Source organism: Alistipes dispar (assembly GCF_006542685.1).
Lineage (GTDB): Bacteria > Bacteroidota > Bacteroidia > Bacteroidales > Rikenellaceae > Alistipes > Alistipes dispar.
This window is the reverse complement of record NZ_AP019736.1, coordinates 702,076-728,454: the sequence shown is the minus strand read 5'-3', so window position 1 is coordinate 728,454 and position 26,379 is coordinate 702,076. Positions and strand designations below refer to the sequence as shown.

Annotated in this window: 16 protein-coding genes and 1 tRNA gene; 9 read left to right on the top strand and 8 right to left on the bottom strand. The window is 64.8% G+C overall.

Going from position 1 to position 26,379, the window contains the following annotated elements; translation table 11 throughout:
- Positions 1-22: 22 nt before the first annotated feature.
- Genes FME97_RS03335 through FME97_RS03310 form a run of 6 tightly spaced genes read right to left on the bottom strand, consistent with a single transcriptional unit; the run spans position 23 to position 7,221 of the window.
- The gene (locus FME97_RS03335; protein WP_141427863.1) at positions 23-1,543 is read right to left on the bottom strand and encodes a hydrogenase large subunit; all 1,521 of its coding nucleotides are present in this window, start codon (positions 1,541-1,543) and stop codon (positions 23-25) included.
- On the bottom strand, positions 1,540-2,943 hold the full coding sequence (locus FME97_RS03330) for a complex I subunit 5 family protein (RefSeq protein ID WP_232522922.1): 1,404 nt from the start codon (positions 2,941-2,943) through the stop codon (positions 1,540-1,542). Before FME97_RS03330 ends, FME97_RS03335 begins: the two co-directional genes overlap by 4 nt.
- Before the next feature lie 4 nt (positions 2,944-2,947).
- Positions 2,948-3,577 carry a hypothetical protein gene (locus FME97_RS03325; protein WP_141427862.1) on the bottom strand — a complete coding sequence of 210 codons (630 nt, stop codon included), beginning with the start codon at positions 3,575-3,577 and terminating at the stop codon, positions 2,948-2,950.
- A complete protein-coding gene (locus tag FME97_RS03320; protein ID WP_141427861.1) occupies positions 3,574-4,491 on the bottom strand; it encodes a respiratory chain complex I subunit 1 family protein in 918 nt (305 codons plus the stop codon). The genes FME97_RS03325 and FME97_RS03320 overlap by 4 nt, the downstream gene beginning before the upstream one ends.
- A gap of 3 nt (positions 4,492-4,494) precedes the next feature.
- Entirely contained in the window at positions 4,495-6,483 is a 1,989-nt protein-coding gene (locus tag FME97_RS03315) for a proton-conducting transporter transmembrane domain-containing protein (RefSeq protein ID WP_141427860.1), read from the bottom strand.
- A gap of 9 nt (positions 6,484-6,492) precedes the next feature.
- A complete protein-coding gene (locus tag FME97_RS03310) occupies positions 6,493-7,221 on the bottom strand; it encodes an RsmE family RNA methyltransferase (RefSeq protein WP_141427859.1) in 729 nt (242 codons plus the stop codon).
- A 97-nt stretch (positions 7,222-7,318) separates the two neighbouring features.
- On the opposite strand from FME97_RS03310, the gene FME97_RS03305 reads away from it, so the two are divergent.
- From FME97_RS03305 to FME97_RS03295, 3 genes are all read left to right on the top strand, one after another.
- Positions 7,319-9,670 carry a M3 family metallopeptidase gene (locus tag FME97_RS03305; protein ID WP_141427858.1) on the top strand — a complete coding sequence of 784 codons (2,352 nt, stop codon included), beginning with the start codon at positions 7,319-7,321 and terminating at the stop codon, positions 9,668-9,670.
- A gap of 59 nt (positions 9,671-9,729) precedes the next feature.
- Complete coding sequence (locus FME97_RS03300; protein ID WP_179954822.1) at positions 9,730-11,850, top strand: M3 family metallopeptidase; 2,121 nt, start codon at positions 9,730-9,732, stop codon at positions 11,848-11,850.
- Between the two features lie 179 nt (positions 11,851-12,029).
- Positions 12,030-12,998 carry a hypothetical protein gene (locus FME97_RS03295; RefSeq protein WP_394344256.1) on the top strand — a complete coding sequence of 323 codons (969 nt, stop codon included), beginning with the start codon at positions 12,030-12,032 and terminating at the stop codon, positions 12,996-12,998.
- 441 nt (positions 12,999-13,439) lie between these two features.
- Here the strand turns inward: FME97_RS03295 and FME97_RS03290 are convergent.
- Positions 13,440-13,510: transfer RNA gene (locus FME97_RS03290), tRNA-Gln, on the bottom strand.
- A 138-nt stretch (positions 13,511-13,648) separates the two neighbouring features.
- Between FME97_RS03290 and FME97_RS03285 the strand changes: the two genes are divergently transcribed.
- Entirely contained in the window at positions 13,649-14,929 is a 1,281-nt protein-coding gene (locus FME97_RS03285; RefSeq protein ID WP_141427856.1) for an MFS transporter, read from the top strand.
- A 198-nt stretch (positions 14,930-15,127) separates the two neighbouring features.
- Here FME97_RS03285 and FME97_RS03280 read toward each other — a convergent pair whose 3' ends face one another.
- Complete coding sequence (locus FME97_RS03280) at positions 15,128-17,995, bottom strand: putative LPS assembly protein LptD (RefSeq protein ID WP_141427855.1); 2,868 nt, start codon at positions 17,993-17,995, stop codon at positions 15,128-15,130.
- Positions 17,996-18,133: 138 nt separating this feature from the next.
- Between FME97_RS03280 and FME97_RS03275 the strand changes: the two genes are divergently transcribed.
- The 5 genes from FME97_RS03275 (at position 18,134) to FME97_RS03255 (ending at position 26,370) form a co-directional block, all read left to right on the top strand.
- The gene (locus FME97_RS03275) at positions 18,134-19,375 is read left to right on the top strand and encodes an N-acetylmuramoyl-L-alanine amidase family protein (RefSeq protein ID WP_141427854.1); all 1,242 of its coding nucleotides are present in this window, start codon (positions 18,134-18,136) and stop codon (positions 19,373-19,375) included.
- Positions 19,376-19,484: 109 nt separating this feature from the next.
- Positions 19,485-20,486 (top strand): MlaD family protein, encoded by a 1,002-nt coding sequence (locus tag FME97_RS03270; RefSeq protein WP_141427853.1) that lies wholly within the window; start codon positions 19,485-19,487, stop codon positions 20,484-20,486.
- A gap of 76 nt (positions 20,487-20,562) precedes the next feature.
- A complete protein-coding gene (locus tag FME97_RS03265) occupies positions 20,563-23,055 on the top strand; it encodes an endonuclease MutS2 (RefSeq protein WP_141427852.1) in 2,493 nt (830 codons plus the stop codon).
- Positions 23,056-23,277: 222 nt separating this feature from the next.
- On the top strand, positions 23,278-25,647 hold the full coding sequence (gene alr, locus FME97_RS03260; protein WP_141427851.1) for an alanine racemase: 2,370 nt from the start codon (positions 23,278-23,280) through the stop codon (positions 25,645-25,647).
- Between the two features lie 6 nt (positions 25,648-25,653).
- Positions 25,654-26,370 carry an SAM-dependent methyltransferase gene (locus tag FME97_RS03255; RefSeq protein WP_141427850.1) on the top strand — a complete coding sequence of 239 codons (717 nt, stop codon included), beginning with the start codon at positions 25,654-25,656 and terminating at the stop codon, positions 26,368-26,370.
- Positions 26,371-26,379 lie beyond the last annotated feature (9 nt).

The window sequence follows — 26,379 nt, the reverse complement described above, 5'->3', positions numbered from 1 at the left end:
CCTCTTCTCCGGGCGGGCCGCGTCAAAGGTCGTGCCCGCAGTAGGAGAGGTTGAAACTCTTGTTGCAGATCGGGAAATCGGAGATGCCTTCGCCGCGCACGGCCAGCGCGAGGGCCAGCCAGTTGTGCAGGCTCGGGTCCTTGATGCGGCAGGCCGCGATGCGCCCCGCGGCGTCGGTCACCGCGACGTGGCATGTCTCGCCGCGCCATCCTTCGACCAGTCCGAACGACAGCGCCTCGGGGGCCAGCGGCACCGTGTAGTCGGGCTGCGGGACGGCCGGAGGCGTCTGCCGCTCCCACGCGTCGAGCAGGCGGTCGATGTAGGCGGCCGATTGCAGCACCTCGCGGCAGCGGACCATCAGGCGGGCCATCACGTCGCCCTGCGTCCTGACGATGGGTTCGTGGCGCAGCGTTTCGGCATAGACGCCCCACGGGTGCGAGGCGCGGACGTCGCGCGCAAGGCCGCTCGCGCGGGCCGCCTGTCCCACGCCGCCGATGCGCAGCATCTCCTCGCGCGGCACGATGCCGCACTGTTCGAAACGGGCCAGCAGCGAGGGCGAGGACTTGATGTCGCGGCGCACCTCGTCGTAGCGGCGGGCGATTTCGCGGACGTTGCGGCGGATCGTGCCGGCCGTCCCGGCGTCGAGCGGATGGTCCGTGCCGCCGGGGCGGACGAGGCCCTTGCCGAAGCGGTTGCCGCACCACGCCTGCGTGGTGTTGATCGTCATGGTGCGCAACGCCTCGCAGGCCACCTGCCCGAGCTGGTAGCCGACGTCCATGGAGAGCGCCCCCGTGTCGGCGATCTGCATGGCCATCCGTTCGAGTTCGAGGGCGATGCCGCGCTCGGTCTCCAGACGCTCCGGAGCGCGGAATCCCGCGAGGCGTTCGACGGCGGCGGCGAACGCCGAGGCATGGGCCACGGCGCTGTCGCCCGCGACGGTTTCGGCCAGACACGCCTGCCGCAGCCGGTTCTCCGTGGCGGCGAACTCGGCTTCCGCGCCGCGGTGCTGGTAGCCCAGCGCGATTTCGAGGTGGAGGACTTGCTCGCCGTTGCAGATGAAGCGGAAGGCCCCCGGTTCGATGATTCCGGCGTGGATCGGTCCGACGTTCACTTCGTGCAGCGAGCGTCCCTCCATCGTGTAGAAGGGGTAGTTGTCGATCGAGCTGCGGCGGTCGTAGCCGTCGGCGGGGAACCGCAGCGGTTTGGGCCACGGCATGGCGTCGAACCGGATGCCGTAGCGCTCCGCGATGTCGCGTTCGAAGGGGTGCATCTGCGGGTGCAGGGCCGTGAGCGACGGCAGAGCTCCGTCGTCGTAGTACTCCGTGGCGTGCGAGGCGATGAGCACGCGGCTCCGGGCGTCGTCGAGCAGCAGGCAGAAGAAGCGCATCCGGTCGCCCGCGGGAAGGGCGAAATAGTGCGCCACGTGGTACTGCGGCCGGGCGAGGCGCGCGGCCAGCTCGTCGTGGAATTCGGCGTAGGCGACCTCGGGAATCTCGCTCAGCGGGACGTGCAGGGAGCGGTTGTCGGTCGAATACCAGTTCATAGCGATACGATTTGAGCGATCAGACGTTCGAGGAATGCGGGCTGCCACACGCCGACGACGATCGCGGCCAGCAGCAGCGTGAGGGCCGACCACGAGAGTTTGCGGTCGGCTTTCGAGGGGTGCAGCTCGTCCTGGTTGGGCTGGTAGCAGAGCCGGAGCATCCGCACGCAGAAGGAGTAGATGACGATGCAGAGCAGCAGCAGCATGACGCCCACGAGCCACCATTTGCCGGCGGCGATCACCTCGCGGAGGATCGCCAGCTCGGAGACGAAGAGCGGCGAGGGCGGGAAGGCCATCACGACGACCATGCCGGCGAGCAGGCCGACGGCCCCCACGCGGTTGATGTGGATGTAGTCGCCGATGCGGTTGATGCGGTAGCCGTTGTAAACCTGCCGCACGACGGCCATTTGCAGGAAGAGGCTGCTCTTGATGAGCGTGTGGCAGACGACGTGGAACACGGCGGCCCAGACGCCCGCGCCGCCGATGCCCAGTCCGATGGCCGCGATACCCATGTTCTCGACCGTGGAGTAGGAGAGGAAACGCTTGTAGTTGTTCGTGCGGCGCAGGAAGAGCGCGCCGATCGCGAGCGACAGCACGCCGACGACGAGCAGCACGGAGCGGACCCACGGGAAGACCTCCGTGGCGGCGAGAATCCTATAGACGCGCAGCACGGCCAGGAAGCCGGCATTGACCAGCCCCGTGGAGATGAGCGCCGAGGCGGGCGACGGCGCGGCGAAGTTGGCATCGACGCCCACGGTGTAGAGCGGGAAAAGCTCGACCTTGCAACTGTATCCGCAGAGGATCAGCAGGAAGGCGGTCTTCAGGTAGAGGGCGTTGCCGCCCGCGGCCGCGGCGGCGACCGCTTCGTAGGAGAGCGATTCGCATTTGGTGGCGGCGGCCAGCAGCAGGATGCCCAGATAGGCCATGGCGATGCCCGTCGAGCAGACGAAGACGTATTTCCACGCCGCTTCGAGCGTCTGCGCCGTGCGGCGGTGGTAGATGATGCCTGCCGAGCAGAGCGTCGTGGCTTCGAGGAAGATCCACGTCACGGCCAGGTTCGAGGCGAAATAGGCTCCGGAGATGGCCGTGGTGAGGAGCATCAGGAGCGCCGAGTAGGTGCGCGTCTGCCTCAGGTCGCTGCCGTGCAGGTAGGCTTCGGAGTGGGCGAAGGCGAAGGCCGAGACCACGACGAGCAGGATGTGGAAAAGCGTGCCGGCGGCGTCGAAGGAGAAGACGCCGAGCGAGTCGGTGCCGTAGAGTCCTCCGGCGAAGATGCAGAGGACGAAGACGGCCTGAACGGCGTAGAATGCGGCGCCCGCGGCGGCGATCTGCCGCTCGTTGCGGGCCGCGAAGGCCGCCGAGGCGGCCAGAATGCTTGCGATCAGGTAGAAGAGCATCATGGCGTCAGTCCTTTACGTTGGTGAGCGAATCGGCGTCGTCGGCGTGCAGTTTGCCGTCGATCTTCGTGAAGAAGATGCCCAGCATGAGCACCGAGATGAGGATGTCAAGCAGGATGGCGAAGTTGATGACCAGCGGCATTTCGACGCCGATGGCCGTCGAGAAGAGGAACACGCCGTTCTCGATGACGAGGAATCCCACCATGTGCGAGAAGATGCGCTGGCGCAGCGTGATGAGGATCAGTCCGCTCAGCAGCGAGTAGAGCGCCACGCCGAAGAAGATCAGATCGACGGCCGAATCGGCGATGTAGTAGGTGATCGAGGCGCTGACGACGAGCGCCGTGAGCGACAGCAGCAGCGCCCCCGACTGCGACGAGCCGGAGCGGCGCACGCGGTTGATCTTCGTGCGGCGGATGACGGCGAAGAGCATCCACGGGACGAGGATGCCCTTGAACAGGAGGGTCTCGACGGCGATGAAGGCCAGTTCGGCGGGGTTGATGGCGTGCAGGCGCACCAGCGCGACGGCGAACAGCAGCCATCCTTGCAGGCCGATGAGCGAAGCGAAGTTGCGGAAACGCTCGGTGATCGGGAGATAGACGAGCGTCACGACGTAGAGTATGACGAGCGGAAGAATCATTGGACGGCGATGTTGAACCGCAGCAGGTAGCCCGTGAAGAAGACCAGGGCGGCCAGCGCGGCGATGGTGAGGATGAAGGTGGTGTTGCGGGCGAGCTTGTTGCGGGCCTGCGTCGATTCGACGACGCCCACCGAGAGACCGGTCAGCAGCACGGCGAGCGGTGCTGCGATCCACCAGCGGGGTGCGGCGACGGCTGCCGCCGCCGCATCGGCGGCGAGCACCGCCAGCGCGGCGGTCTTGAGCCATCCGGCCGCCTTGACGAAGGCCAGATCGACGCCGCAGTAGTCGAGGCACATGACCTCGTGGATCATCGTCAGCTCGAGGTGCGTGCGGGGATCGTCCACCGGGATGCGGCCGCTCTCGGTGAAGACGAGCTTCAGCAGCAGGTAGGCCGCGAGCAGCAGTACGACGGCCTGCTGCGCGTCGCCCGCGGTGTCGCCGGTGAAGAGCGCGGCGAAGGAGGTGTGGCCCGAGAGGAGCGCCAGCGTGCCGAAAACGAGCATCAGCGCCGGTTCGGCGAGCGCGCCGTAGAGCGCTTCGCGGCTGGCTCCCATCCCTTCGAACGAACTGCCGGTGTCCATCGCCGCGAGGATGAGCGCCGTGCGGCCCAGGGCCAGCAGGTAGGCGAAGGCCACCAGGTCGCCGTCGAACGAGAGCAGCGGCGGCAGGTCGCCCACGGGGATGAAGAGCGCGGCCAGCAGCGCCGAGCCCAGGCAGACGGACGGTGCGGCGCGGAAGAGCGGCGACACGGTCGTCGAATAGACGGCTCCCTTGCGGAGCAGCAGGCGGAAGTCGCGGAGGTGCTGCGTGAAGCGGATGCCCCGGCGTCCGGCCAGGCGGGCCCGCGTGCGGTTGATGAGCCCCGGAATCGCAAGGGCCGCGAGCAGCAGGAGCAGCGTGTTGAAAAGGGCCATACGTCAGATCAGATTGAGGACGGACAACAGGAATACCAGCGCCAGGAAGGCCAGCGCGAAGAGGACGTAGTGGTTGATCTTGCCCGTGCGCAGCCGCATGACGCGGGCGTTGATGCGGCGCAGCAGTTCGACCCACCAGGCCGAGAAGAGCCGTCCGATGCGGTCGCGGTGGCCGACGTCGAAGGAGTGCGCGCCGGGGAAGATTTCGCTCTTCGGCACGGGGGAGCCTTCGCCGCTGTTCTGCGTCAGGGAGGTGGCGATGGACTGCAACCCTTCGGAGAAGGATTCGCCCGTGTACTGCATCTTCACGTTGGGCGAGGTGAAGCCGCAGCCCCACGTGGGGCCGCGGGCGATGCGGCGGCCGCGGAGTAGGCGGCGCCGGAGCCAGAGCAGCAGCGCCACGACGGCGGCCAGTAGCCAGGCCGTGCGTCCGGCGGCGGCCAGCGAGGGCGACAGGAGCCAGTCGGCGGCGTCGGCCGGAGTGCGGAGGAAGAAGTCCGCGGCGCGTGTCACGGCGGCCACGGCCGCGCGGGGGAACAACCCGACGAAGAGGATGCCCGCCAGCGGCAGCGCCATGGCGGCGATGCGGTGGTTGTCGGCCTCGGAGGCTTCGGCCACCTCGTGTGTGCGGGGCGAGCCGAGGAACACCGTGCCGTAGAGCTTGGTGAAGGCCAGCACCACCACGCCGCCGATGAGGGCCAGCGCCGTCAGCGCGGCCGCCGAGGCGAGGGTGTCGCTGCCCGAGGCGATGCCGTCGAACAGCCCGAGGTAGATGAGCAGCTCCGAGACGAAGCCGTTCAGGGGCGGCAGGGCGCAGATGGCCGCCGTGCCGGCGAGGAAGAGCAGCGCCGTCAGGGGCATGTGGCGGCCCAGTCCGCCGAGGCTGTCGAGCGAGGTGGTGTGCGTCGCCGAGAGGATGTTGCCCGCGCCGAAGAAGAGGAGCGGCTTGAAAAACGAGTGGTTGGCCGTGTGGAGCAGCGCCCCGGCGATGCCCGCCAGCGCGACGAACTGGTTGCCCGAGGCCTTGCCCAGCGCGGCGATGCCGATGCCGATGAGGATGACGCCGACGTTCTCGATCGAGGAGTAGGCCAGCAGGCGTTTCACGTCGTTCTGCGCCGCGGCCAGCACGACGCCCCAGAGTCCGGTGAGGATGCCGGCGGCGAGCAGGATGTATCCCGCGGTGCGCAGCGCGGGCAGCTCGCCCAGCGCGGCCGTCGTGCGGAGGATGCCATAGACGCCCGTCTTGATCATCACGCCCGACATCAGCGCCGAAACGTGCGACGGGGCGGCGGGATGCGCCTCCGGCAGCCAGACATGCATCGGGAAGAGCCCCGCCTTCATGCCGAAGCCGGCGAGGAAGACGGCGAACAGCGGCAGCGCGGGCTGCGTGCGGAAGTATTCGGCCAGCGCGCCGAACGCGGCCGAGCCGGTGACGGCTTCGAGGCGCACGAATCCCACGACGAGCAGCACGAAGCCTATGTGCATCATGATAAGGTAGGAGAGCGCGGCGCGGCGCACCTCGCGGCGTTCGGCGTCGAAAAGGATCAGCAGGAACGAGGCCACGGTCATCAGCTCCCAGAAGAAGAGGAACGAGTAGCCGCCGTCGGAGAGCACGACGCCCAGCATGGCGTAGAACAGCACGACGAGCGCCGTGTAGTGCAGCGAGATGTGGGCCGGGGACTTGAGCGGAAGGTAGCGGGCGAGGTATCCGCGCGAATAGGCCGTCGCGGCCAGCGAACCGACGGAGACGATCAGCACGAAGAGTGCCGACAGGGAGTCCATCGAACCCGAATCGCCGCCGAAGAGCGTGCCTGGGAGCAGCCACAGCAGTCGCTCCGGGACTCCGGCGAGCGTGGCGACGGCCTGCGTACAGCCCCACAGGGCGCCGGCGCCGACGATCGCCAGCGCGGCCGGCGCCTTGCAGCGCAGCGGCGCGGCGAACAGGATGGCCGTTACGGCCGCCAGCGCGAGTAGTGTGCAGAGAAAAAACATATCGGAAGATTAATTCGTCTGTTTCGGTCCGTTCGCGACGGAGACCATCACGACGGCTGTCAGGGCGGCCGTCTCGGTGCGCAGCCGTTGGTCGCCGAGGGTGATCTCGCGGAATCCGTGGGCCAGGGCGAAGTCGATCTCCGCGGGCGAGAAGTCCCCTTCGGGGCCGATGAATATCTCGACAGGCGTTCCGGCCTGCACCGCCTGCGGCAGGTACGCCTTGCCTTCGGGAGCGTGCGCCGCGCCGCAGTGGGCGATGAAGCGCTGTCCGGGGAAGGGGCGCAGCACCTCCTCGCGGAAGGGCGTGAGCTCCCGCAGTTCGGGCCGGTAGGCCTTGAGCGACTGCTTCATCGCCGCCGTTATGACCTTCCCGCCCCGTTCGGTCCTGAATATCCGGCGCTCGCTGTGTTCGGTGCCGAGCGGTACGATCGCGTCGATGCCCACCTCCGTGGCCTTTTCGAGAAACCATTCGAAGCGCTCGGTGTTCTTGGTCGGCGCGACGGCCATCGTCAGCGAGTAGGGCAGTTTCCCGAACCCGGACTGCACGTCGTCGATCCGCACGGTACAATGTTTGGGGTCGTCGTCCGTGATGCAACAGCGGTAGAGGTTGCCCCGGCCGTCGGTGAGGTGGAGCGTGTCGCCCCGGCCGAGCCGGAGGACGCGCACGCAGTGCTTCGACTCCTCCTCGCCCAGCGTATGGCGGGGAGGTGCGGCGTCGGGGTCGTAAAAAAGTTGCATACCTGTTATAATTTACTAACTTTGCAACGGCTTCCCGGGGGCATGACGCGCCGTGCGGGAAATCCCGAGCCGCAAAGTTACACAAATAAGCCGACAGATGAAACCTATCGCTGGATTATTGACACTTTTTCTGGTTATGGCCTGCGTATCCTGCAAATCCGAAAAGACGGAGGGGGAGAATCCCTTTTTCTCCGCCTGGGAGACGCCCTACGGCGTGCCTCCCTTCGATAAGATCCGTGCCGAACACTTCCTGCCCGCCCTCGAGCGGGGCATGTCGCTGCACGATGCCGAGATCGACGCCATCGCGTCGAACAACGACGACCCGACGTTCGGGAACGTCATCGAAGCGTACGACGCCGCGGGAGGGATGCTCGCCCGGACGGAGCTGGTTTTCGGTATGCTCTGCGCTGCGGAGAACACCCCCGAGCTGCAGGCCCTACAGGAGCGGGCGATGCCGCTGCTGGCGGCGCATTACGACCGGATTCTGCTCGACGAACGGCTTTTCGCCCGCGTGAAGGAGCTGTACGACCGGCGCGGAGCGCTGGATCTGGACGACGTGCAGCTGCGCCTGCTGGAGAAGACCTACCGGCGCTTCGTGCGCGCCGGGGCGCTGCTCGACGCCGGGCGGAAGGCCCGCCTGAAGGAGATCAACGGCGAGCTGGCGCTCGCTGCGGTGAAGTTCGGCAACAACCTGCTCGCCGAGAACAACCGCTTCGAGATGGAGCTCACGGCCGACGAGATGGCCGGTCTGCCCTCCGACGTGCAGGAGCTCGCGCGCGAGAAGGCCCGCGAGCGGGGAAAAAAGAAGGACACGGGCATCTTCACGCTCCACAAACCCAGCCTCATCCCGTTCCTCACCTACTCGTCCGACCGGGGGCTGCGCGAGCGGATCTACAAGGCCTACCTGAACCGCGGAAATAACGGCGACGAGTACGACAACAAACAGCTGATCAACGACTTCATCCGCCTGCGCACGGAGAAGGCGCACCTGCTGGGCTACCCTTCCTATGCGGCCTATGTCGTGGACGACGAGATGGCCGGTACGACCGACGCGGTCTATGAGCTGCTCGAAGGCGTCTGGACTCCGGCGCTGGAACGGGCGAAGGGCGAGCTGAGCGAGCTGGAGGAGCTGTTCCGCAAGGACGTGCCCGAAGGGGAGTTCGCCTCGTGGGACTGGTGGTACTACGCCGAGAAGCTCCGCCGTCAGAAGTATTCGCTCGACGAGGCGATGCTGCGTCCCTACTTCTCGCTGGAGAACGTCCGGAGCGGCGTCTTCTTCCTGGCCAACAGGCTGTACGGCATTACCTTCCGGCCCGTCATCGTGCCGGTCTATCATCCCGACGTGACGGCCTACGAGGTGCTCGATGCCGACGAGACGCACCTCGGCGTGCTCTATTTCGATTTCTTCCCGCGCGAGGGCAAGAGCCAGGGTGCGTGGTGTGGCAACTACGTGGAGCAGACCTACGACGCCGAAGGGAGGCGCGTGGCGCCCGTGGTGTCGATCGTCTGCAACTTTACGCGGCCGGTGGGCAGCTCGCCGTCGCTGCTGACGCTCGACGAGGCGGAGACGCTCTTCCACGAATTCGGCCATGCGCTGCATTTCCTCTTCCACGACGTGAAGTACCGCGGCCTCTCGGAGGTCGAGGGCGATTTCGTGGAGCTGCCTTCGCAGCTGATGGAGAACTGGGCCTTCGATCCCGAAGTGCTGCGGCAGTACGCCGTGCACTACCGCACGGGCGACGTCATTCCGCAGGCGATGATCGACAAGATCCGTCGCAGCGAGCTGTTCAACCAGGGATTCATGACCACCGAGCAGACCGCCGCCGCGCTCTCCGACATGGACATCCATTCGGTCCGGGAGTACGAGCCGTTCGATCCCGTGGCCTTCGAGCGGCAGGCGCTGACCGAGAAGCGGGGGCTGATTCCGCAGATCGAGCCGCGTTATCGTTACCCCTATTTCAGCCACATCTTCGACGGCGGCTACTCGGCCGGGTACTATTTCTATACGTGGGCCGAGGTGCTGGACAAGGACGCCTTCGAGGCGTTCCGCGAGAGCGGCGACCTGTTCGACCGGCGCATTGCCGCCGATTTCCGCCGCAAGGTGCTCGCCCGCGGCGGCGAGCAGGACGGCATGAGCCTCTACCGCGCCTTTCGCGGCAAGGACCCCGACAAGCGGGCGATGCTGCGCAGCCGGGGTCTCTGGAACGGCCCCGACCCGGCGGATTCGCTCGCCGCGGCGGAAAGTCCCGCGCCGGTTTCCGGCATGGTTCCGGCAGCCGCCGTGCCGGAACATGCGGATGCGGGGACGCTCTCTCCTGCGGCCCTCTCCGGCAAGACGCCTCTGAAGGCCGCCGCGGTGCGGACCGGCGCGCAGCCCCTCCGTGCGGAGGAAGCTGCGGACAAGCGTGCGGACGGGGCGGCGGAAAGTCCCCGCACCGTCCGGGAATGACGGCCCGGCTCCGATTTCGCAACCCGTTGAAGAAACCTTCTTATTTATTTGAGGATACGATGAAAAAAGCCCTGTTGATTATGACCCTTTCGACACTTGCGGCCGGATGCGCCGACAATTCGATTCCCCGGGCCGATCTGCCCGAACTGGACACCTCGAATCCGCTGCTGGCGGAGTGGAAGACGCCCCATGCCACGCCGCCGTTCGACCGGATCGAACCGGCGGACTACGAACCGGCGTTCGACGCCGCGATCGCCTGCTCGCGCGCCGAGATCGAAGCGATCGTGAAGAACCCGAAGAAGCCGACCTTCGGCAACACGATCGTGGCGCTGGAGCGCCAGGGCGAGCTGCTGAACCGGATATCGGGCGTCTTCTTCAACCTGCTGAGCGCCGATACGTCGGAGGAGATGCAGCAGATCGCCATGCGCGTCCAGCCCCGCCTGACGGAGCTGTCCAACGACATTTCGCTCGATCCCGAACTGTTCGCGCGCGTGAAGGCCGTCTATGAGCATCCCGGACGGGGCCTTTCGGCCGAGGACAGGCGCCTGCTGGAGAAGACCTACAAGAGCTTCGCCCGCAACGGCGCGGCGCTGTCGGACGCCGACAAGGAGCTCTACCGGCAGTACACCACCGAACTGTCGGCCCTTTCGCTGGAGTTCGACCGCAATTCGCTGGCCGCGACCAACGCCTTCACGCTCAACATCACCGATCCGGCGACAGTCTCCGAACTGCCGGAATTCGTCCGCGAAGGGATGGCCGCTGAGGCCCGTTCGCGCGGGGAGAAGGGGTGGACCGTGACGTTGCAGTACCCCAGCTACCTGCCCTTCATGACCTACTCCTCGAACCGCGCGCTCAAGGAGAAGCTGTGGCGGGCGAACGGTTCGTGCGCGCTGGGCGGCAAGTTCGACAACACGGAGATCGTCAAGCGGATCGCCAATACGCGCCTCCGGCTGGCCAACCTGCTGGGCTATGAATGCTATGCGGACTATGTGCTCGAGGAGCGCATGGCCAAGAACACGCCGACCGTCCGTGCGTTCCTCGGGGAGCTGCTCGACGAGACGAAGCGGTATGCCGACGCCGATTACCGCACGATCGCCGGCTATGCCGCCTCGCAGGGCTTCGAAGGGACGCTGATGCCGTGGGACTGGGCCTATTACAGCGAGAAATACAAGCGCGAGAAGTATGCGCTCGACGCCGAGACGGTCAAGCCCTATTTCGAGCTGGAGCGGGTCAAAAAGGGTGTCTTCCTGCTGGCCGAAAAGCTCTACGGACTGCATTTCACCCCCAATCCGGCCGTGGCCGTCTATCATCCCGACGTGACGGCCTACGACGTGACGGACGCCGAGGGGCGTTTCATGGCCGTCCTCTACCTCGACTTCTTCCCCCGCGCGTCGAAAAACTCGGGGGCGTGGATGACCGAATTCCGCGGTGCGAAGTGCGTGGACGGGAAGGAGACCCGCCCGCTGGTGTCGCTGGTGATGAACTTCACGAAGCCCACCGAAAAGTCGCCCTCGCTGCTGACCTTCGACGAGGTGGAGACCTTCCTCCACGAATTCGGGCATTCGCTCCACGGCATGCTGGGCGAGGGCTCCTACGAGTCGCTGACCGGCACGAACGTTTCGCGCGACTTCGTGGAGCTGCCGTCGCAGATCATGGAGAACTGGGCCACGCAGAAGGAGTTCCTCGACCTCTGGGCCGGGCACTACGAGACGGGGGAGAAGATTCCCGCGCAGATCGTGGAGCGCATCGTCGCGGCGCAGAACTACCTGGCGGCCTATGCCAACGTGCGGCAACTGTCGTTCGGCCTGACCGACATGGCGTGGCATACGCTCACCGAGCCGTTCGAGGGCGACGTGGAGGCCTTCGAGCGCGAGGCGATGGCTCCGGCGCAGGTGCTGCCCGCGGTCGAGGGTACGGCCATGTCGCCGGCCTTCGGGCATATCTTCGCCGGAGGGTACGCCTCGGGGTACTACGGTTACAAGTGGGCCGAGGTGCTGGAGGCCGATGCCTTCTCGCTCTTCGAGGAGAAGGGCATCTTCAGCCCCGAGGTCGCCGCGTCGTTCCGCGACAACATCCTTTCGAAGGGCGGTACGGAAGATCCGATGGAGCTTTACGTGCGTTTCCGCGGCCACAAGCCCGAGACGAAGGCGCTGATCGAGAAGATGCAGCTCGGAAAATAGGACGTAACGACGTCCGTTAGGAATGGAGAACCGCGGTCACGACGACCGCGGCTTTCTCGGTTTTCGGCGGGAGTATTCCGTAAGGACGGATTCGAGGTCGAAAGCGACAGGGCCGTTGTCCGTAGCGGATTTATTTTTTATTTTTGTAAACCGGAGACGTTAAACCCGAAAAAATGCCAGTGAACGCTTTGAATGCGGCGCTGATCGGCGCTGTTCTCGAAAATACGCCCAAAAATTCCAACCCGGCCGCTACGGTGGCCGAAATCCTCAACATAGGCCGCGAGGCCGCCTACCGCCGGATGCGCGGGGAGGTGCCCTTCACGTTCGGCGAAGCGGCGCTCGTCGCCGCGCGGCTCAGTTTCTCGCTCGACCGCATCATGGGGACGGACGATCCGGACTGCGTGCTTTTCCGCCTCGACTTTTCCGACGGCCAGACGCTGCTCGAGGACTATCCCGGCAAGGTGGAGTCCTGGATCGGTAAGATGGAGGAGATCGCTTCGGACGAGCAGTCGGAGTTTTCGCTTGCCGGGAGTTCGCTGCCGGCAGCGCTGTATCTCGGTTACGAAGGACTCGTGCGGTTCCGGTTCTTCAAATGTTTTTTCCAGCACGGGATGCTCGACGGAGCGAACAACCGTTTCGATGATATGCAGTTGCCTCCGCACGTGTTCGATCTCAGCCGGCGGCTCCGGCAGGCGGTGCGGCAGATCGACACGACCTACTATGTCCTGGACCACAGTTGTTTCAAACATTGGGTCAATGCGATCCGGTCGTTCCGCGCCATGCGTCTGATTTCGGAGGGGTGTGTCCGGGAGCTCAGGGAGGAGCTGCTGCGGATGCTCGACGAACTGGAGGAGATCGCCCTCACGGGCCGGTTCCCGGACGGACGGCGGGTGTTCCTTTACATATCGGACGTCGATCTGGAGGGGACGTACAGCTATTTCGTCTCGCAGGCGGTGCAGAGCAGCGGGATGGCGGTCTTTTCGGTCAATTCGCTGCGGACCTCCGATCCGGACATGTTCGCACGTATCAAACAGTGGGTACTGGCCATGCGGCGCCTTTCGACGCTCGTCTCACGGAGCGGGGAGTTGCAGCGGCTCCGCTTCTTCAAGGAGCAGCGCGCCGTGGTGTCGGAGCTGGATGCGGAATAGGAAAGGGAGGGCCTGTAAGCCCTCCCCCGAAGTCGGTTCTGTGAAAAACGTTGTTGCGTCACCGTTGTCAAACCTCGTCCTTCGAATCCTCTCCCGGGGATTCTCCATCCGTGCGTTGCCGTTGCGAAGCTTCGCGCGTTACACAAAAAGTTTTTGAAACTGTTGAATTCTTCTTGTTTTGTGTATTACAAATATAGCGGGAATTTTCGTTCGGCGCAAGACGGAAATCGCAAAAGACATGGCGGAAAGGGTCCTGTTTTTGACACGATCGGAGCGGCTTCGTGCGATTTTCGCAAATCGGGGCTGCCGGCCGTGCCGTTTTGCGATTATCGTGTCGTCCGTCCGGCGGTGTTGCGGAAATCGTGCCGGCGGACGGATGTGCGAGATGCGGGCGGAGTGAAAAACGAAAATCCGCAACCTTGAAAGGTCGCGAATTTCGAGTTGAGCTACCTGGATTCGAACCAAGAATAACAGGACCAGAATCTGTTGTGTTACCATTACACCATAGCTCAATGACGTTTTGGTGATGCAAAAGTAGAACTTTATTTCGCAATTTCAAAGAAAATTCCGAAAAAAAATTCGTACATTTGTTTTCACCGCTCCGGCGGAAATGAACGGATAGAATAAATTCAGCCTAAAATCAGCCTGTTATGGGAATCAAGCTGCGTCTCGTCGTCATGAACTTTCTCCAATATGCGATCTGGGGCGCCTATCTGACCTCGATGGGGTCGTATCTGGTCGGCGTCGGCCTGGCGTCGCATATCGGCATCTTCTATGCCATGCAGGGCATCGTGTCGCTCTTCATGCCGGCGGTGATCGGCATCGTCGCCGACCGCTGGGTTCCGGCGCAGCGGTTGCTGGGCGTCTGCCACCTGCTGGCGGCCCTCTTCATGGGCGCGGCCGGATATTACGCCTTCTCGTCGGGCGCGGAGGTGTCGTTCGGGGTGCTGTTCACGCTCTATTCGCTGAGCGTGGCGTTCTACATGCCGACCATCGCGCTCTCGAATTCGGTGGCCTACTGCGTGCTCGAAGGGGCCGGGCTGGACACGGTCAAATCCTTTCCGCCGATCCGCGTGTGGGGCACGGTGGGTTTCATCTGCTCGATGCTCGTGTGCGATGCCGCCGGATTCCAGACGACCTGCATGCAGTTCGTCCAGTGCGCCGTGCTGGGGCTTGCGCTGGGTCTCTACGCCATGACGCTGCCCGGATGCCCCGTCAGCCGTGCGGGGAACAAGAAGAGTCTGGTCGAGGCGCTCGGACTGCGCGCCTTCACGCTGTTCAGACAGAGGCGCATGGCGCTCTTCTTCGTCTTCTCGATGCTGCTGGGCGTCTCGCTGCAAATCACCAACGGTTTCGCCAACCCGTTCATCACCAGCTTCCGCGACATTCCGCAGTACGCCTCGACCTTCGGCGCCAACCACGCCAACGCGCTCATTTCGCTGTCGCAGGTCTCCGAGACGCTCTGCATCCTGCTCATTCCCTTCTTCCTGAAGCGTTTCGGAATCAAGAACGTGATGCTGATGGCCATGTTCGCCTGGGTGCTGCGCTTCGGGTTGTTCGGACTGGGGAATCCCGGGTCGGGCGTGTGGATGTTCGTGCTGTCGATGATCGTCTATGGCGTGGCATTCGACTTCTTCAATATCTCGGGATCGCTCTTCGTCAATAAGGAGACCGACGTGGCGATCCGCTCTTCGGCGCAGGGCCTGTTCATGATCATGACCAACGGCGTCGGGGCGACGATCGGAACGCTCGGGGCGCAGGCCGTCGTCAATCGCTGCGTCTATTCGCAGTCCACGCCCGAGGCGATGGTGGGGGGATGGTCCGAATCGTGGCTGATCTTCGCCGGGTATGCGCTCGTCGTGACCCTTGTCTTCGCGCTGGTTTTCAGATACAGGCACGATCCGGCGGCGTTGGCCGGAGAGAGCCGCTGATTGCCGGGGAGGGGCGGCCGGATGGCGGCCGCTTCTTTCCGGGCATTTTCTTGTCGCATCGCCCCTGCCGCTTTCATGCGGCAGGGGCGATGCCTTTTGTTCTCCGTGCCGGAAGGGCTGCGGCCGTCTTTCGGCACGGCCCGCACCGTCCTGGCCGGGCCGAAACCGATTATGAGGTGTAAGGTGGCGGACCGGCGGTCAGTACATGTTGTCGTACATGGACTGGCTCTTGTCGTATTTCAGGTCCGCGAGCGATGCGGCCTTGACGCCGATGTTGAAACTCCAGCTCTTGTGGTAGCCGAAGGGAATCCACGAGAAGGACATTTGCCAGCAGTGGAGGTCCCGTGAAATGGAAATCGACGAGGTGGTGAGCTTGTTGGCCTTGATGTCGTAACCGCCCTGAAACGTGATGCCGGTCTTGGGCGTGAGGTTGAGCGAACCGTTGAAGCTCACGGTCTGCGTGACGTTCTTCCGATAGCCCGTCGTGCCGTTATTGACATAGGAGATCGAGTAGTTCACCGCGTAGTTGAAGCCGAAGTTCCACGGCAGCGAGAAGTCGTAGTAGGATTGGGCCATGTACTGCCTTCGCAGCACGGGGTCCATCGTTCCGTAGGGGTCGTGGAAGGGGTTCGCATAGTCCGGCGGGAGACTCGTGATGTCGTTGATGGCCGGCTGCGAACGGTCGTCGCGCGATTTGAAGGTGTAGCCGAACGACCAGCCCGTGGAGGTGATGCGCCCCGGGAAGAAGAGTTTGTCGTAGCGGATGCCCTCGGGCGTCACGCGGTAGGGGTCGATCGTGGCCGAGAGGTTGATGCCGAAGTTGTTGAAGAGCGTCGTGCGGAACGACAGCGAGATCGTCGAGAGCTTCATCGAGTCGGCCAGGAAGTTGTACGATCCGCTCAGGCGCAGTTCGTCGATGAGCTTGATTTTCTTGACGCCCGACGTGTCGCGTTTGGAGAGCACCTTCATTTCGAGGTTCTGCGACAGCGAGAAGTTCATCGACATGGACTTTCCCGACGAGGGAACGCCGTAGGCATTGACCGCATAGGGCGAATAGGTCGTGAAGCGGCCCGTGGAGTCGGTCTGCCGCGTGAGGTAGTATCCGTAGCGGGGATCGCTGAAGTCCGGGGCGAAGGAGAAGCCGATCGACGGGGTGATCGTGTGGCGGATGGCCTGGATCTTGCGGTCGCGGCGCTTCTTCGTGAAGTCGTACATGCCGTAGAGGGTCGTCGAGGCCGAGACGCTCGCCGTGTAGTTGTAGAGGCGGTAGAATCCGTAGTCCGAGGCGAGCGTGTCGGTCTGGTTCGTCGTGGGGTTCCACTGGTATTCCTGTTTCTTGAAATACCACTTCTCGGTGTAGTTGAACGACGGCGAGATGTTGATGTAGTTGAACAGGTTGAACGACGCCGAGACGGGGATCGAGTGCTCGATGCCGTTCTTCATGTTGTCGAGCGTCTTCTGGGAGAAGATTTCCGATTCGGTGGTGGTCACCGAGTTGGTCATCTTGCCCGTGTACTGCATCGAGATTTTCTCGTACCAGCGCTCCTTGCCCATGCGCTCCTTGCGTTTGAAGGGGTAGAGGCGCGAGACGTTGAAAACCACCGTGGGCAGCGTGACCGAGATGGACTTGTTCTGCGAGTTCTGCGAGATGGCCATGTTGGCCGAGAGCGAGAAGGGGGTTCCGGCCCAGTTCTTCGAGTAGGAGATCGACGAGTTGGTCTGCGTCGAGAGAATGTCGTCGATATTGGTGGCCGAATAGCGGTTGTAGCCGCTGGTGGCGAAGTTCACCGAGGCCGAGAAGGTCGATCCCGGGTTGGCCTTGGCGTCCTGCGAGTGGGTCCACTGGATGCGGAAATTGCTTTGCTTGATGTAGTCCGGTTCGCCCTTTTCGCCCGTCTTGATGTTCGAGTACTGGAGGTTGAAGCTGCCGCTGTACTTGTAGCGCTTGATGTAGCGCGAGGCGGCCGAGGCTTCCCACGAGCCGAGCGTGTAGAATCCGCCGCGCACGGCTAGGTCGGCGTACTCACCCAGCGTGAAGTAGTAGCCCAGATCGCGCAGGAAGAAACCTTTGGAGTACTCCTCGCCGTAGGTCGGCATCAGCAGGCCCGATTTGGGGCCCATATTGATCGGGAAGAAGCCTTCGGGGATGCCGAGGAAGTAGATCGGCACGTCCTCCATGACCAGATAGGCCGGACCGGTGACGACCTTTTTGCCGGGGATGACCTTCGCCTTGGTCATCGCCAGGTAGAAGTGCGGGTGATCGGTCTCTTCGCAGGTGGTGTACTTGCCGTGTTCGATGTTGAAGGTGTTGTCGGGCATCTTCTTCACGCTGCCGCCCACCAGCCAGCCGTCGCCCTGCTGCGTGGCCACGCCCTTGATCTTGGCCTTCTGCGAATCGAGGTTGTAGGTGATCGTATCCATCTGGTACGCGGCGCTCCCTTCGGTGAATTCGGGCTTGGTGACCGTCCATACGCCGTCCACCGAGTCGGGCTTGCCGTAGGCGTACACCAGCTTCGTATTCATGTCGATCTGCATGTAGTCGGCCTTGAGGTTGCGGCTCTGGTACGTCACGTCGCCTTCGTTGTAGATGTAAACGAGTTTGTTGCGCACGTCGTAAACCAGCGAGTCGGTGCTCTTTCCGTCGAGCGGGTCGTCGAGAAATCCCTTCGCGGCGCGCGGTTTGCGGACCGTGTCGCGCTGCAGGCTGTCCGCGGCGGGCGGAGTCCCGTCCGCCGCGGACAGCGAGTCGGCCTGGCTGGCCACCAGCGAGTCGATATGCGCCGCGAAAAGCGAGTCGCGCTCCTCCTGCGGCAGGGCGTTGAAGGCTGCGGCGCGGCGGGCCTCCTCGCGTGCGGCGCGCGCCTGCATGCGGCGTTCGCGGCGGGTCAGGGGGCGTGCCGCCGAGTCGGCGGTCTCCGGGCCGTTCGGGGCGATCCGATGGGTGCGGGCGGTGTCGGACAGAGGCGCCGGCAGCAGGGCACGGGGCGCCGCCGAACCCAGCAGGACCTGGGCGAAAAGCAGGAGCGCCGCCGCCGACAAGAGATATTTTACCTTCGACCTGTCCAAAATTACAAAAAAAATCCATACCTTTGCCGACGAGTCGGCAAAACCGCCCGGAACGGCCCCCGGAGGGCTCCTCGCGGCGATTTTCGGCCCGACAAAGATAGGCAAAAATTTACAGAAAGCTCACATTTACCGTCAAATATGCGCACTCGGTCCCTGCTGTTTCTCGCCATCGCGGCTGCGACGCTCCTTACGAACGTGTTACGGGCCGGAAATATTGCGCACGGCGTGGAGGTCGTCGTGATCGACGCCGGCCACGGCGGAAAATTCCCCGGGGCGCATTACGGCGGAGTCTATGAAAAGGACCTCACGCTGAAGGTGGCCCTGAAGCTCGGGCGGCTGATCGAGGAGGGAATGCCGGGCGTGAAGGTCGTTTATACGCGCAAGACGGACAAGGCGCTGGGCGCGACGCTGGCCGACGACCTGCAGGCGCGTGCCGACATCGCCAACGGGGCGGGCGGCGACCTGTTCGTGTCGATCCACGTGAATGCGGCGAAGGCCGCGGCGGCGCGGGGCGTCGAGACGCTCATCATGGGCGAAAGTCCCAAGGAACAGCGTTACAACGAGAACGCCCTCTACGAGAGCAACCGGGAGGATCTGATCGACATGTCCGACGAGCGGACGGCGGCCATCGTCCGGGCCTACATCCAGAATTTGCAGTTCACCTACGGCGAGTACAGCATGGCGCTGGCCCGCTGCATACAGAACAACTACATCAAGAGCGGACGCCGTTCGCGCGGCGTGAAGCCGCAGTTGCTCCGGGTGCTCTACGCCACGGACATGCCGGGCGTGCTGACCGAGATCGGTTTCATGACCAACTCGCAGGAGATGGCCTACATGAAGTCGGAAAAGGGGCAGCAGGAGATCGCGCGCAATATATATCAGGGTATCCGGGACTATTCGGACTACGTGCTCCGAACGCGCCGGGCCGGGGAGGCCGAAGCGGCCCGGACGGAGCGGGAGCGGCCGGAGGAGGCTTCGGCCGCCGCTTCCGGGACGGCTGCGAAGGAGGCGGCCGCATCGGGAGGCGGCTCCGCGTCGAAACCCTCCGGAAAAGATGCCGCTGCGGCTTCCGGAGCCGGGGCGAAAGCGGCTGCGAAGGATGGCGGGACGAAGCAGGCCGCGGCGCGTCGGGTGTCGGACCCCCTGCGTTATACGATTCAGGTGCTGGCCAGCGCGAAGCCGCTGCCGCTGCGTTCGTCGCAGTTCCGCTCCTACCGCGGGAAGGTGAAGCAGTACACCTCCGAAGGTCGGTTCCCCTATAAATATTGTGTGGGGGAGTATGACGACCGGGCCGCTGCCCAGCGGCGGCTGCGCGAGGTGCGGCGGGTTTTTCCCGATGCCTTCGTGGTGGGCTGCCGGGGTTCGCGGATCGTGAAATGACGTCCGCTTGCCGGAGCCGGACCGGGAAGGACCGGACGCGGAGCCGTGCCGCCGGGGCGTGCAGGTTCCGGAACCGTTGCGAAATGAGGAAAGCAAGATTTGTCAGGATATGAAAAGAGAGGTTAAGATCGGGATTTTCGCCGTGGCGATGATCGTCGCCGCGTGGGCCGGAATCCGGTTTCTGAAAGGTTTCGACATCTTCGGCCGCAATACGGTCTATTACGCCGCCTACGATCAGATCGGGGGCGTGCAGTCGGCGTCGCCCGTGATGATGCGGGGCGTCAAGATCGGCACGGTGACCGGCATCGCGTTCGATCCGCAACTGAGCGACAAGGTCGTGCTGCAACTCACGATCAAGCGGCAGTACCGCATTCCCGAGGATTCCGAGGCGAAGATCGTCAGCAGCAGTCTGATGGGTTCGAAGGCGATCGAGATCACCTACGGTGATTCCGACGTCTGCCTCGCGAAGGGCGATACGCTCCGTTCGGGCCGCAACCGCGATCTGATGGACGTGGCCGGCTCGGAGCTGGAGTTTTTCAAGCAGAGGGTATCGCGGCTGACCGACGACCTCTCGCGGACGCTGGACAACGTGAACCGGCTGCTGGAGGCCAATGAGGAAAATATCACCGGAACGCTCGGCAACCTGAACGCCGCCTCGGGCGATCTGGCCCGGCTTCTCGACGCCGAGAAGGGACGCCTGCAATCGGCCGTCGGCAGTCTCGCGGCCTTCGCCGACATGCTGGGCGAGAATGCCCCCCGCGTGGACAGCATCGTGGGCAATCTGAACGACGTGACGGCGCAGCTTTCCGAAGCGGAGTTCGCACGGAAGCTCTCCGACGCCGTGGAGCGGTTCGACGGCCTGCTGGCGAAGATCGACGACGGCGAGGGTACGCTGGGCCGGCTGATGAACGATCCGGCGCTCTACGACTCGCTGACCGCGGCGGGCGGCAATCTGGCGTCGCTGCTCGCGGACTTGCAGCGGTATCCCGGACGTTACGTTCACTTCTCGCTCTTCGGCCGCGATCCCGAAAAGATGAAGGCGAAGGCCGACCGCAAGGCCGCCAGGGCCGCCGAAAAGGCCGAGCGGGATTCGCTCCGGCAGTTGAAATAGCGGCCCGGCCGCCGGCACACCGGCTCGGCCGTTCCGGGGGAGCGGAGCCGACGGTGTTTAACGAGATTTCGATACCATGATTTACCCTGCCTCTTTCGAGCAAAAGATAGGTTTCGACCGGCTCCGCGAGCAGGTCGCCGCGCGTTGCACCATGCGCGCCGCCCGCGAACGGATCGCCGCGGAGGATTTCTCGACCTCGCCGCGCGAGATCGAGCGGCGGCAGGCGCTCGCCGACGAGATGCGCCTGCTGCTCGATATGGAGCACGAATTTCCCGGGGGCGAATACCCCGATACGGACGTTTTGATCGCCAAGCTGCGCGTCGAGGGATCGTTCCTCGACGTGGAGGAGGTGGCGACGCTCCGTCGGGCGCTGTCCGCTCTGGGCGGCGTCGTTTCGTTCATCCTCGCCCGCGAGGAGCGCTATCCGGCGCTGTACGACCGGACGCGCGGCGTCGAGTCCTTTCCGGAGATCGTGCGGCGCATCGACGGGATCGTGGACCGGCTGGGCGAGGTGAGGGACGATGCGTCGCCCGCGCTGCTGGAGATCCGGCGGGCGATCCGCGAGCGGGAAGGGCAGGCCGCCAAGCGGTTGCAGGCCGTGTTGGCTTCGGCCAAGGGAGCGGGCATCGTCGAGGCCGACGCGCAGATCTCGATCCGCGACGGGCGGGCCGTGATTCCCGTCGCCGCGGCCAACAAACGCAAGCTCAACGGATTCATACACGACGAGTCGGCCACGGGCAAGACCTTCTACATCGAGCCGGTGGAGGTGGTGGAGATCAACAACGAACTGCGCGAACTGGAGTATGCCGAGCGGCGCGAGATCGTCCGCATCCTCACCGAATTCACGGCCTCGATCCGGCCCGATGCGGAGCTGATCGCCGCCTCGGGCGACTACCTGGCCGAGATCGACATGCTGCGTGCCAAGGGGCGCTGGGCCTCGGAGAACGGATGCGTGCGGCCGATCCTCTCGACCGACGACCGGCTGGTGCTGAAAAACGCCCGCCACCCGCTGCTGCAACAGACCCTCCGCGCCGCGGGGCGCGAGATCGTGCCGCTCGACCTGCAGCTCGACCGCCGCAAGCACATCCTCGTCATTTCGGGCCCCAACGCCGGCGGCAAGTCGGTCTGCCTGAAGACCACGGGCATCGTGCAATACATGTTCCAATGCGGTTTTCCCGTCCCCGCGTCGGAGGTCTCGGAGCTGCCCGTGTTCCGGAGCATCTTCCTCGACATCGGCGACGAGCAGTCCATCGACAACGACCTTTCGACCTACTCTTCGCACCTGCTCAACATGAAGCACATGCTCGCCGGGGCTTCGGACCGTACGCTGGTGCTCATCGACGAGTTCGGCTCGGGCACGGAACCCACGATCGGCGGGGCCATCGCCGAGGCCATCCTCGAGCGGCTGCTGGCCAGGGGGTGCTACGGGGTGATCACGACCCACTATGCCAATATCAAGTATTACGCCTCGAACACCGAAGGCATCGCCAACGGCGCGATGACCTTCGACGTGCAGCGTATCCGGCCGCTTTTCCGGCTCGAGACGGGCAAGCCGGGCAGTTCGTTCGCCGTGGAGATCGCCCGCAAGATCGGGCTTCCGGAGGAGATCATCCGCGCGGCGAGCGAGAAGGCCGGGTCGGACCATATCAATATCGAGAAACAGTTGCGCGAGATCGCCCGCGACAAGCACTACTGGGAGCAGAAGCGCGACCGCATACGCCTGACGGACCGCAAGGTGGAGGAACTGGAGCAGACCTACGCCGAGCAGTTGGCGAAAATCCGCGCCGAGCGGCAGGAGATTCTCAAGCGGGCCAAGCAGGAGGCGCAGCAGCTCATCGCCGACGCCAACCGGCAGATCGAGAACACGATCCGCACCATCCGCGAGGCACAGGCCGAAAAGGAGCTGACGCGGCTGGCGCGGCGCGAACTGGACGATTTCCGCGGGAAGGTGGATGCGGCCGGTTCGGCGGAGCGCGAAGCCGCGGTGGCCCGCGAGATCGAGCGCATCGAACGGCGGCGGCAGCGGCGCGCCGAACGGAAGGCCCGCGAAGGGGCCGAGACGAAGGCGGAGGCGGTTCCTGTGCCGGAGAAGCCGCGCGAAGTCGTCGAGGGCTCGAAGGTGCGCATGGCCGGGCAGGAGATGGTCGGCGTGGTGCAGTCGGTCAAGGGCAAACGGGCGCAGGTGGCCTTCGGGCAGATTCTGACGACGGTGGACAAGACGCTGCTCACGGTCGTTTCGAACAGCGAATACCGCGAGGCGACGCGTCCGGCGACGGCCCGCACGGTCCTGTCGGCCGACATTTCGGCCCGCAAGCTCCGTTTCCGGGACCATATCGACGTGCGCGGGATGCGCGCCGCCGAGGCGCTGGAGGAGGTGCGTGACTTCATCGACGATGCGCTGATGGTGGGTGTCGGTTCGGTCTCGATCCTCCACGGCAAGGGCACGGGCGCACTGAAGGAGGAGATACGGCGCTACCTCCGTTCGGTTCCCGAGGTGGTCTCGGCTGCGGACGAGCATGCCGACCGGGGCGGTGCGGGCATTACGGTCGTGACGTTCGACCTGTCGTGATTTCGCGGCGCTCCGCTCCGGAGCCGTCGCGCGGAACGGGCCGGAAACGCGGAACGAACCGGAATCGCGGGGCGGGCCGGGGAAACGCATTTTTCCGCATGACGGTTCCGGGAAAGACCCCGGGAACCGGGATTTTGGAACATACCGACGGCACCGACGGATACGGCCTGCCGGTTTTCGCCGCATGAAAACAGGATTGCCGGAATAAAAACAGCTATTCCTATGGAATATCAGCTATCGCAGATCGCCGCCATCGTGGGCGGCGGGTTTTCGGGTACGGACTCCACGGTGCAGTCGGTCGTCACCGACAGCCGCTCGCTGACGTGCGAGCTGGGAACCGGCCCGATGTTCGTGGCCATGTGCGGCGCCAACCACGATTCGCACGATTTCATCGGGGAGATGCGCGCCCGCGGGGTCCGCGCCTTCCTGACCGAGCGCGCCGTCGATGCGGCTCCCGGGTGCGGCTATGTCGTGGTGCGGAACGCCATCGAGGCGTTGCAGCGGCTGGCCTCCTACCACCGGGCGCAGTTCCGCGGGACGGTGGTGGGCATCACCGGGTCGAACGGCAAGACGGTCATCAAGGAATGGATCGCCGAGGAACTGCCCGCGGGGATGAAGTGCTACCGTTCGCCGAAGAGTTACAATTCGCAGTTGGGCGTGCCGCTGTCGGTGCTGATGCTCGAGGGCGACGAGCGGCTGGCGATCTTCGAGGCGGGCATTTCGAAGCCGGGGGAGATGGAGCGGCTGGAGCGCATCATCCGTCCTGACGTGGTCGTCTTCACCTCGATCGGGGACGCCCACCAGGAGAATTTCCTCAATCTGGACCAGAAGTGCCTGGAAAAGATGATTCTGGCGCGCGGCGCCTCGCGGATCGTCTATCATAGCCATTACGAGCCGCTGGGGCGTATGATCGCCGCGCATTTCGCCGGGCGGAAGCTCTACGACGCGGCGGCGTTCCCCCGCGTGCCGGAGGCGGTCGTCGGCAACGAGGCTTCGCGCCGCAACGCGCAGATCGTCGAGGCGTTCTGCGCCGCGATGGATTTTCCCGAACCGGCCTTCTCGTCGGCTCCCGAGGTGGCGATGCGCCTCGAGGTGAAGGAGGGCATCAACGATTCGGTGCTCATCAACGACGCCTACAACCTCGACCTCAATTCGCTGGCGCTGGCGCTGGACTACCTGCACAACGTGGCGCTGTCGCGCCGCCGGACGCTCGTCCTGTCGGACATCGCCCAAAGCGGGCTTTCGGACGACGAACTGTACGGCCGCGTGGCCGGAATGGTCGCCCGGGCGGGCATCGACACGTTCATCGGCATCGGGCCGAAGCTGAAACGCTACGCTTCGCTCTTCGCCTGCGAGCGGGAGTTCTTCGCCTCGACGGGCGAGTGCATCGCCCGCATCGGACGCGACGCCGTGGCGGGCCGCGCCGTGCTGCTCAAGGGGGCGCGGGAGTTCCGTTTCGAACGGCTTGCCCACGCCCTCGCGCGCAAGAGCCATACGACGGTGCTGGAGGTCGATCTGGATGCTATGATACACAACCTGAACTATTTCCGTGCGCAGTTGTCGCCGCGGACGAAGCTGGTGGCGATGGTCAAGGCGGGGTCGTACGGCGCGGGCGATTTCGAGGTGGCTCAGATGCTCCAGCACGAGGGCGTGGACTACCTGGCCGTGGCCTTCGCCGACGAGGGGGTGCTGCTGCGCGAGCGGGGGATCGCCATGCCGATCGTCGTGCTCAACGCCGACGCCGACAGCTTCGATCTGATGATCGCCAACCGGCTCGAACCCGAAATCTACGGCTTCCGCTCGCTCGACGACTTCGCGGCGGCCGTGTCGCATGCGGGCGAGGCGCGCTATCCGATCCATCTCAAACTCGATACGGGCATGCACCGGCTGGGATTCATGGAGGAGGAGATCGGCCGTCTCTGCGAGGTGCTGCCGACCCGGCCGGAGGTGAAGGTGGCCTCGGTGTTCTCGCACCTCAACTGCGCCGACATGCCCGAGGAGGATGCCTATACGCGGGCGCAGATCGCCCGTTTCGACCGCATGAGCGGCGCCGTCGCGGCGTCGCTGCCTTACCCGGTGCTCCGCCATACGGCCAATTCGGCGGCCATCGAGCGCTTCCCCGAGGCGCAGTATGACATGTGCCGCCTCGGACTGGGGCTTTACGGCTTCGGCTGGCGGCACAACGACGCCCTGCGGCCCGTCTCGACGCTCCGAACGCGGATCGTGCAGATCCGGCGTCTGGCTGCGGGCGAGACGGTGGGCTACGGCCGGGCCGGACGCCTGACGCGGCCGAGCGTCGTGGCCACGATCCCCGTGGGCTATGCCGACGGGCTGGACCGCCGCCTGGGGTGCGGCCGCTGGTCGGTGCGCGTGGGCGGGGAGGCGGCTCCCGTCGTGGGACGTATCTGCATGGACAGTTGCATGATCGACATAACCGATGTGCACGGCGTCGCGGAGGGCGACGAGGTGCTGATCTTCTCGCCCGCGGCGGGCAACGACCCCGAGGCGATGGCCCGCGTGCTCGGTACGATTCCCTACGAGGTGATGACCTCCGTATCGGGCCGGGTGAAACGGATTTATCTCAAGGAGTGACGGCGCATGACGACGAAAGGAACGCTTTATCTGATTCCCTGTCCGATTTCGGACGAAACGGCGCCGTGGGAGGTGCTTCCCGCGGCCAACCGGGCGGTGATGGATTCGCTCGACTACTTCATCGTCGAGAACACGCGTTCGGCGCGGCGGTTCCTGGCGAAGGCCGGCATCGCGCGGCCGATCGACGGGCTGGAGTTCCGTGAGCTGAACGAACACACCGTGGCGGGCCGCGAGGTGGAGGAACTGGTGCGCCCGATCGCCGAAGGGCGTTCGGCGGGGGTGATCTCCGAGGCCGGCGTGCCGGGCGTGGCCGATCCCGGGGCGCTCGTCGCCGAGGCCTGCCATAGGCGGGGCATCCGCGTCGTGCCGCTCGTGGGGCCTTCGTCGATCATCCTGGCCGTGATGGCTTCGGGACTGAACGGGCAGTCGTTCGCCTTCAACGGCTACCTGCCCGTGAAGCCGCCCGAGCGGGCGAAAGCGATCCGCTTTTTCGAGCGCCGCGCCCTGAGCGAAGGGCAGTCGCAGCTCTTCATTGAGGCTCCCTACCGCAACGAGAAGCTCTTCGGGCAACTGCTCCGGACACTCGGGGCGGAGACGCGTCTTACGGTGGCCGTCGATCTGACGGCGCCCGGCGGCTGGGTCGAGACGCATACGGCGGGGGAGTGGCGCAGCCGGCCGCTGCCCGAACTGAACAGGCGTCCGGCGATTTTTGCGATCGGATAGCTTCCGGCG

Excerpts from the sequence above, each read along its gene's own strand:
- FME97_RS03310 (WP_141427859.1), bottom strand. The coding sequence starts at position 7,221 with ATGCAACTTTTTTACGACCCCGACGCCGCACCTCCCCGCCATACGCTG.
- FME97_RS03275 (WP_141427854.1), top strand. The coding sequence starts at position 18,134 with ATGCGCACTCGGTCCCTGCTGTTTCTCGCCATCGCGGCTGCGACGCTC.
- FME97_RS03265 (WP_141427852.1), top strand. The coding sequence starts at position 20,563 with ATGATTTACCCTGCCTCTTTCGAGCAAAAGATAGGTTTCGACCGGCTC.
- FME97_RS03325 (WP_141427862.1), bottom strand. The coding sequence starts at position 3,577 with ATGATTCTTCCGCTCGTCATACTCTACGTCGTGACGCTCGTCTATCTC.
- FME97_RS03320 (WP_141427861.1), bottom strand. The coding sequence starts at position 4,491 with ATGGCCCTTTTCAACACGCTGCTCCTGCTGCTCGCGGCCCTTGCGATT.
- FME97_RS03285 (WP_141427856.1), top strand. The coding sequence starts at position 13,649 with ATGGGAATCAAGCTGCGTCTCGTCGTCATGAACTTTCTCCAATATGCG.
- FME97_RS03270 (WP_141427853.1), top strand. The coding sequence starts at position 19,485 with ATGAAAAGAGAGGTTAAGATCGGGATTTTCGCCGTGGCGATGATCGTC.
- alr (WP_141427851.1), top strand. The coding sequence starts at position 23,278 with ATGGAATATCAGCTATCGCAGATCGCCGCCATCGTGGGCGGCGGGTTT.
- FME97_RS03330 (WP_232522922.1), bottom strand. The coding sequence starts at position 2,943 with ATGATGCTCTTCTACCTGATCGCAAGCATTCTGGCCGCCTCGGCGGCC.
- FME97_RS03255 (WP_141427850.1), top strand. The coding sequence starts at position 25,654 with ATGACGACGAAAGGAACGCTTTATCTGATTCCCTGTCCGATTTCGGAC.
- FME97_RS03335 (WP_141427863.1), bottom strand. The coding sequence starts at position 1,543 with ATGAACTGGTATTCGACCGACAACCGCTCCCTGCACGTCCCGCTGAGC.
- FME97_RS03305 (WP_141427858.1), top strand. The coding sequence starts at position 7,319 with ATGAAACCTATCGCTGGATTATTGACACTTTTTCTGGTTATGGCCTGC.
- FME97_RS03315 (WP_141427860.1), bottom strand. The coding sequence starts at position 6,483 with ATGTTTTTTCTCTGCACACTACTCGCGCTGGCGGCCGTAACGGCCATC.
- FME97_RS03300 (WP_179954822.1), top strand. The coding sequence starts at position 9,730 with ATGAAAAAAGCCCTGTTGATTATGACCCTTTCGACACTTGCGGCCGGA.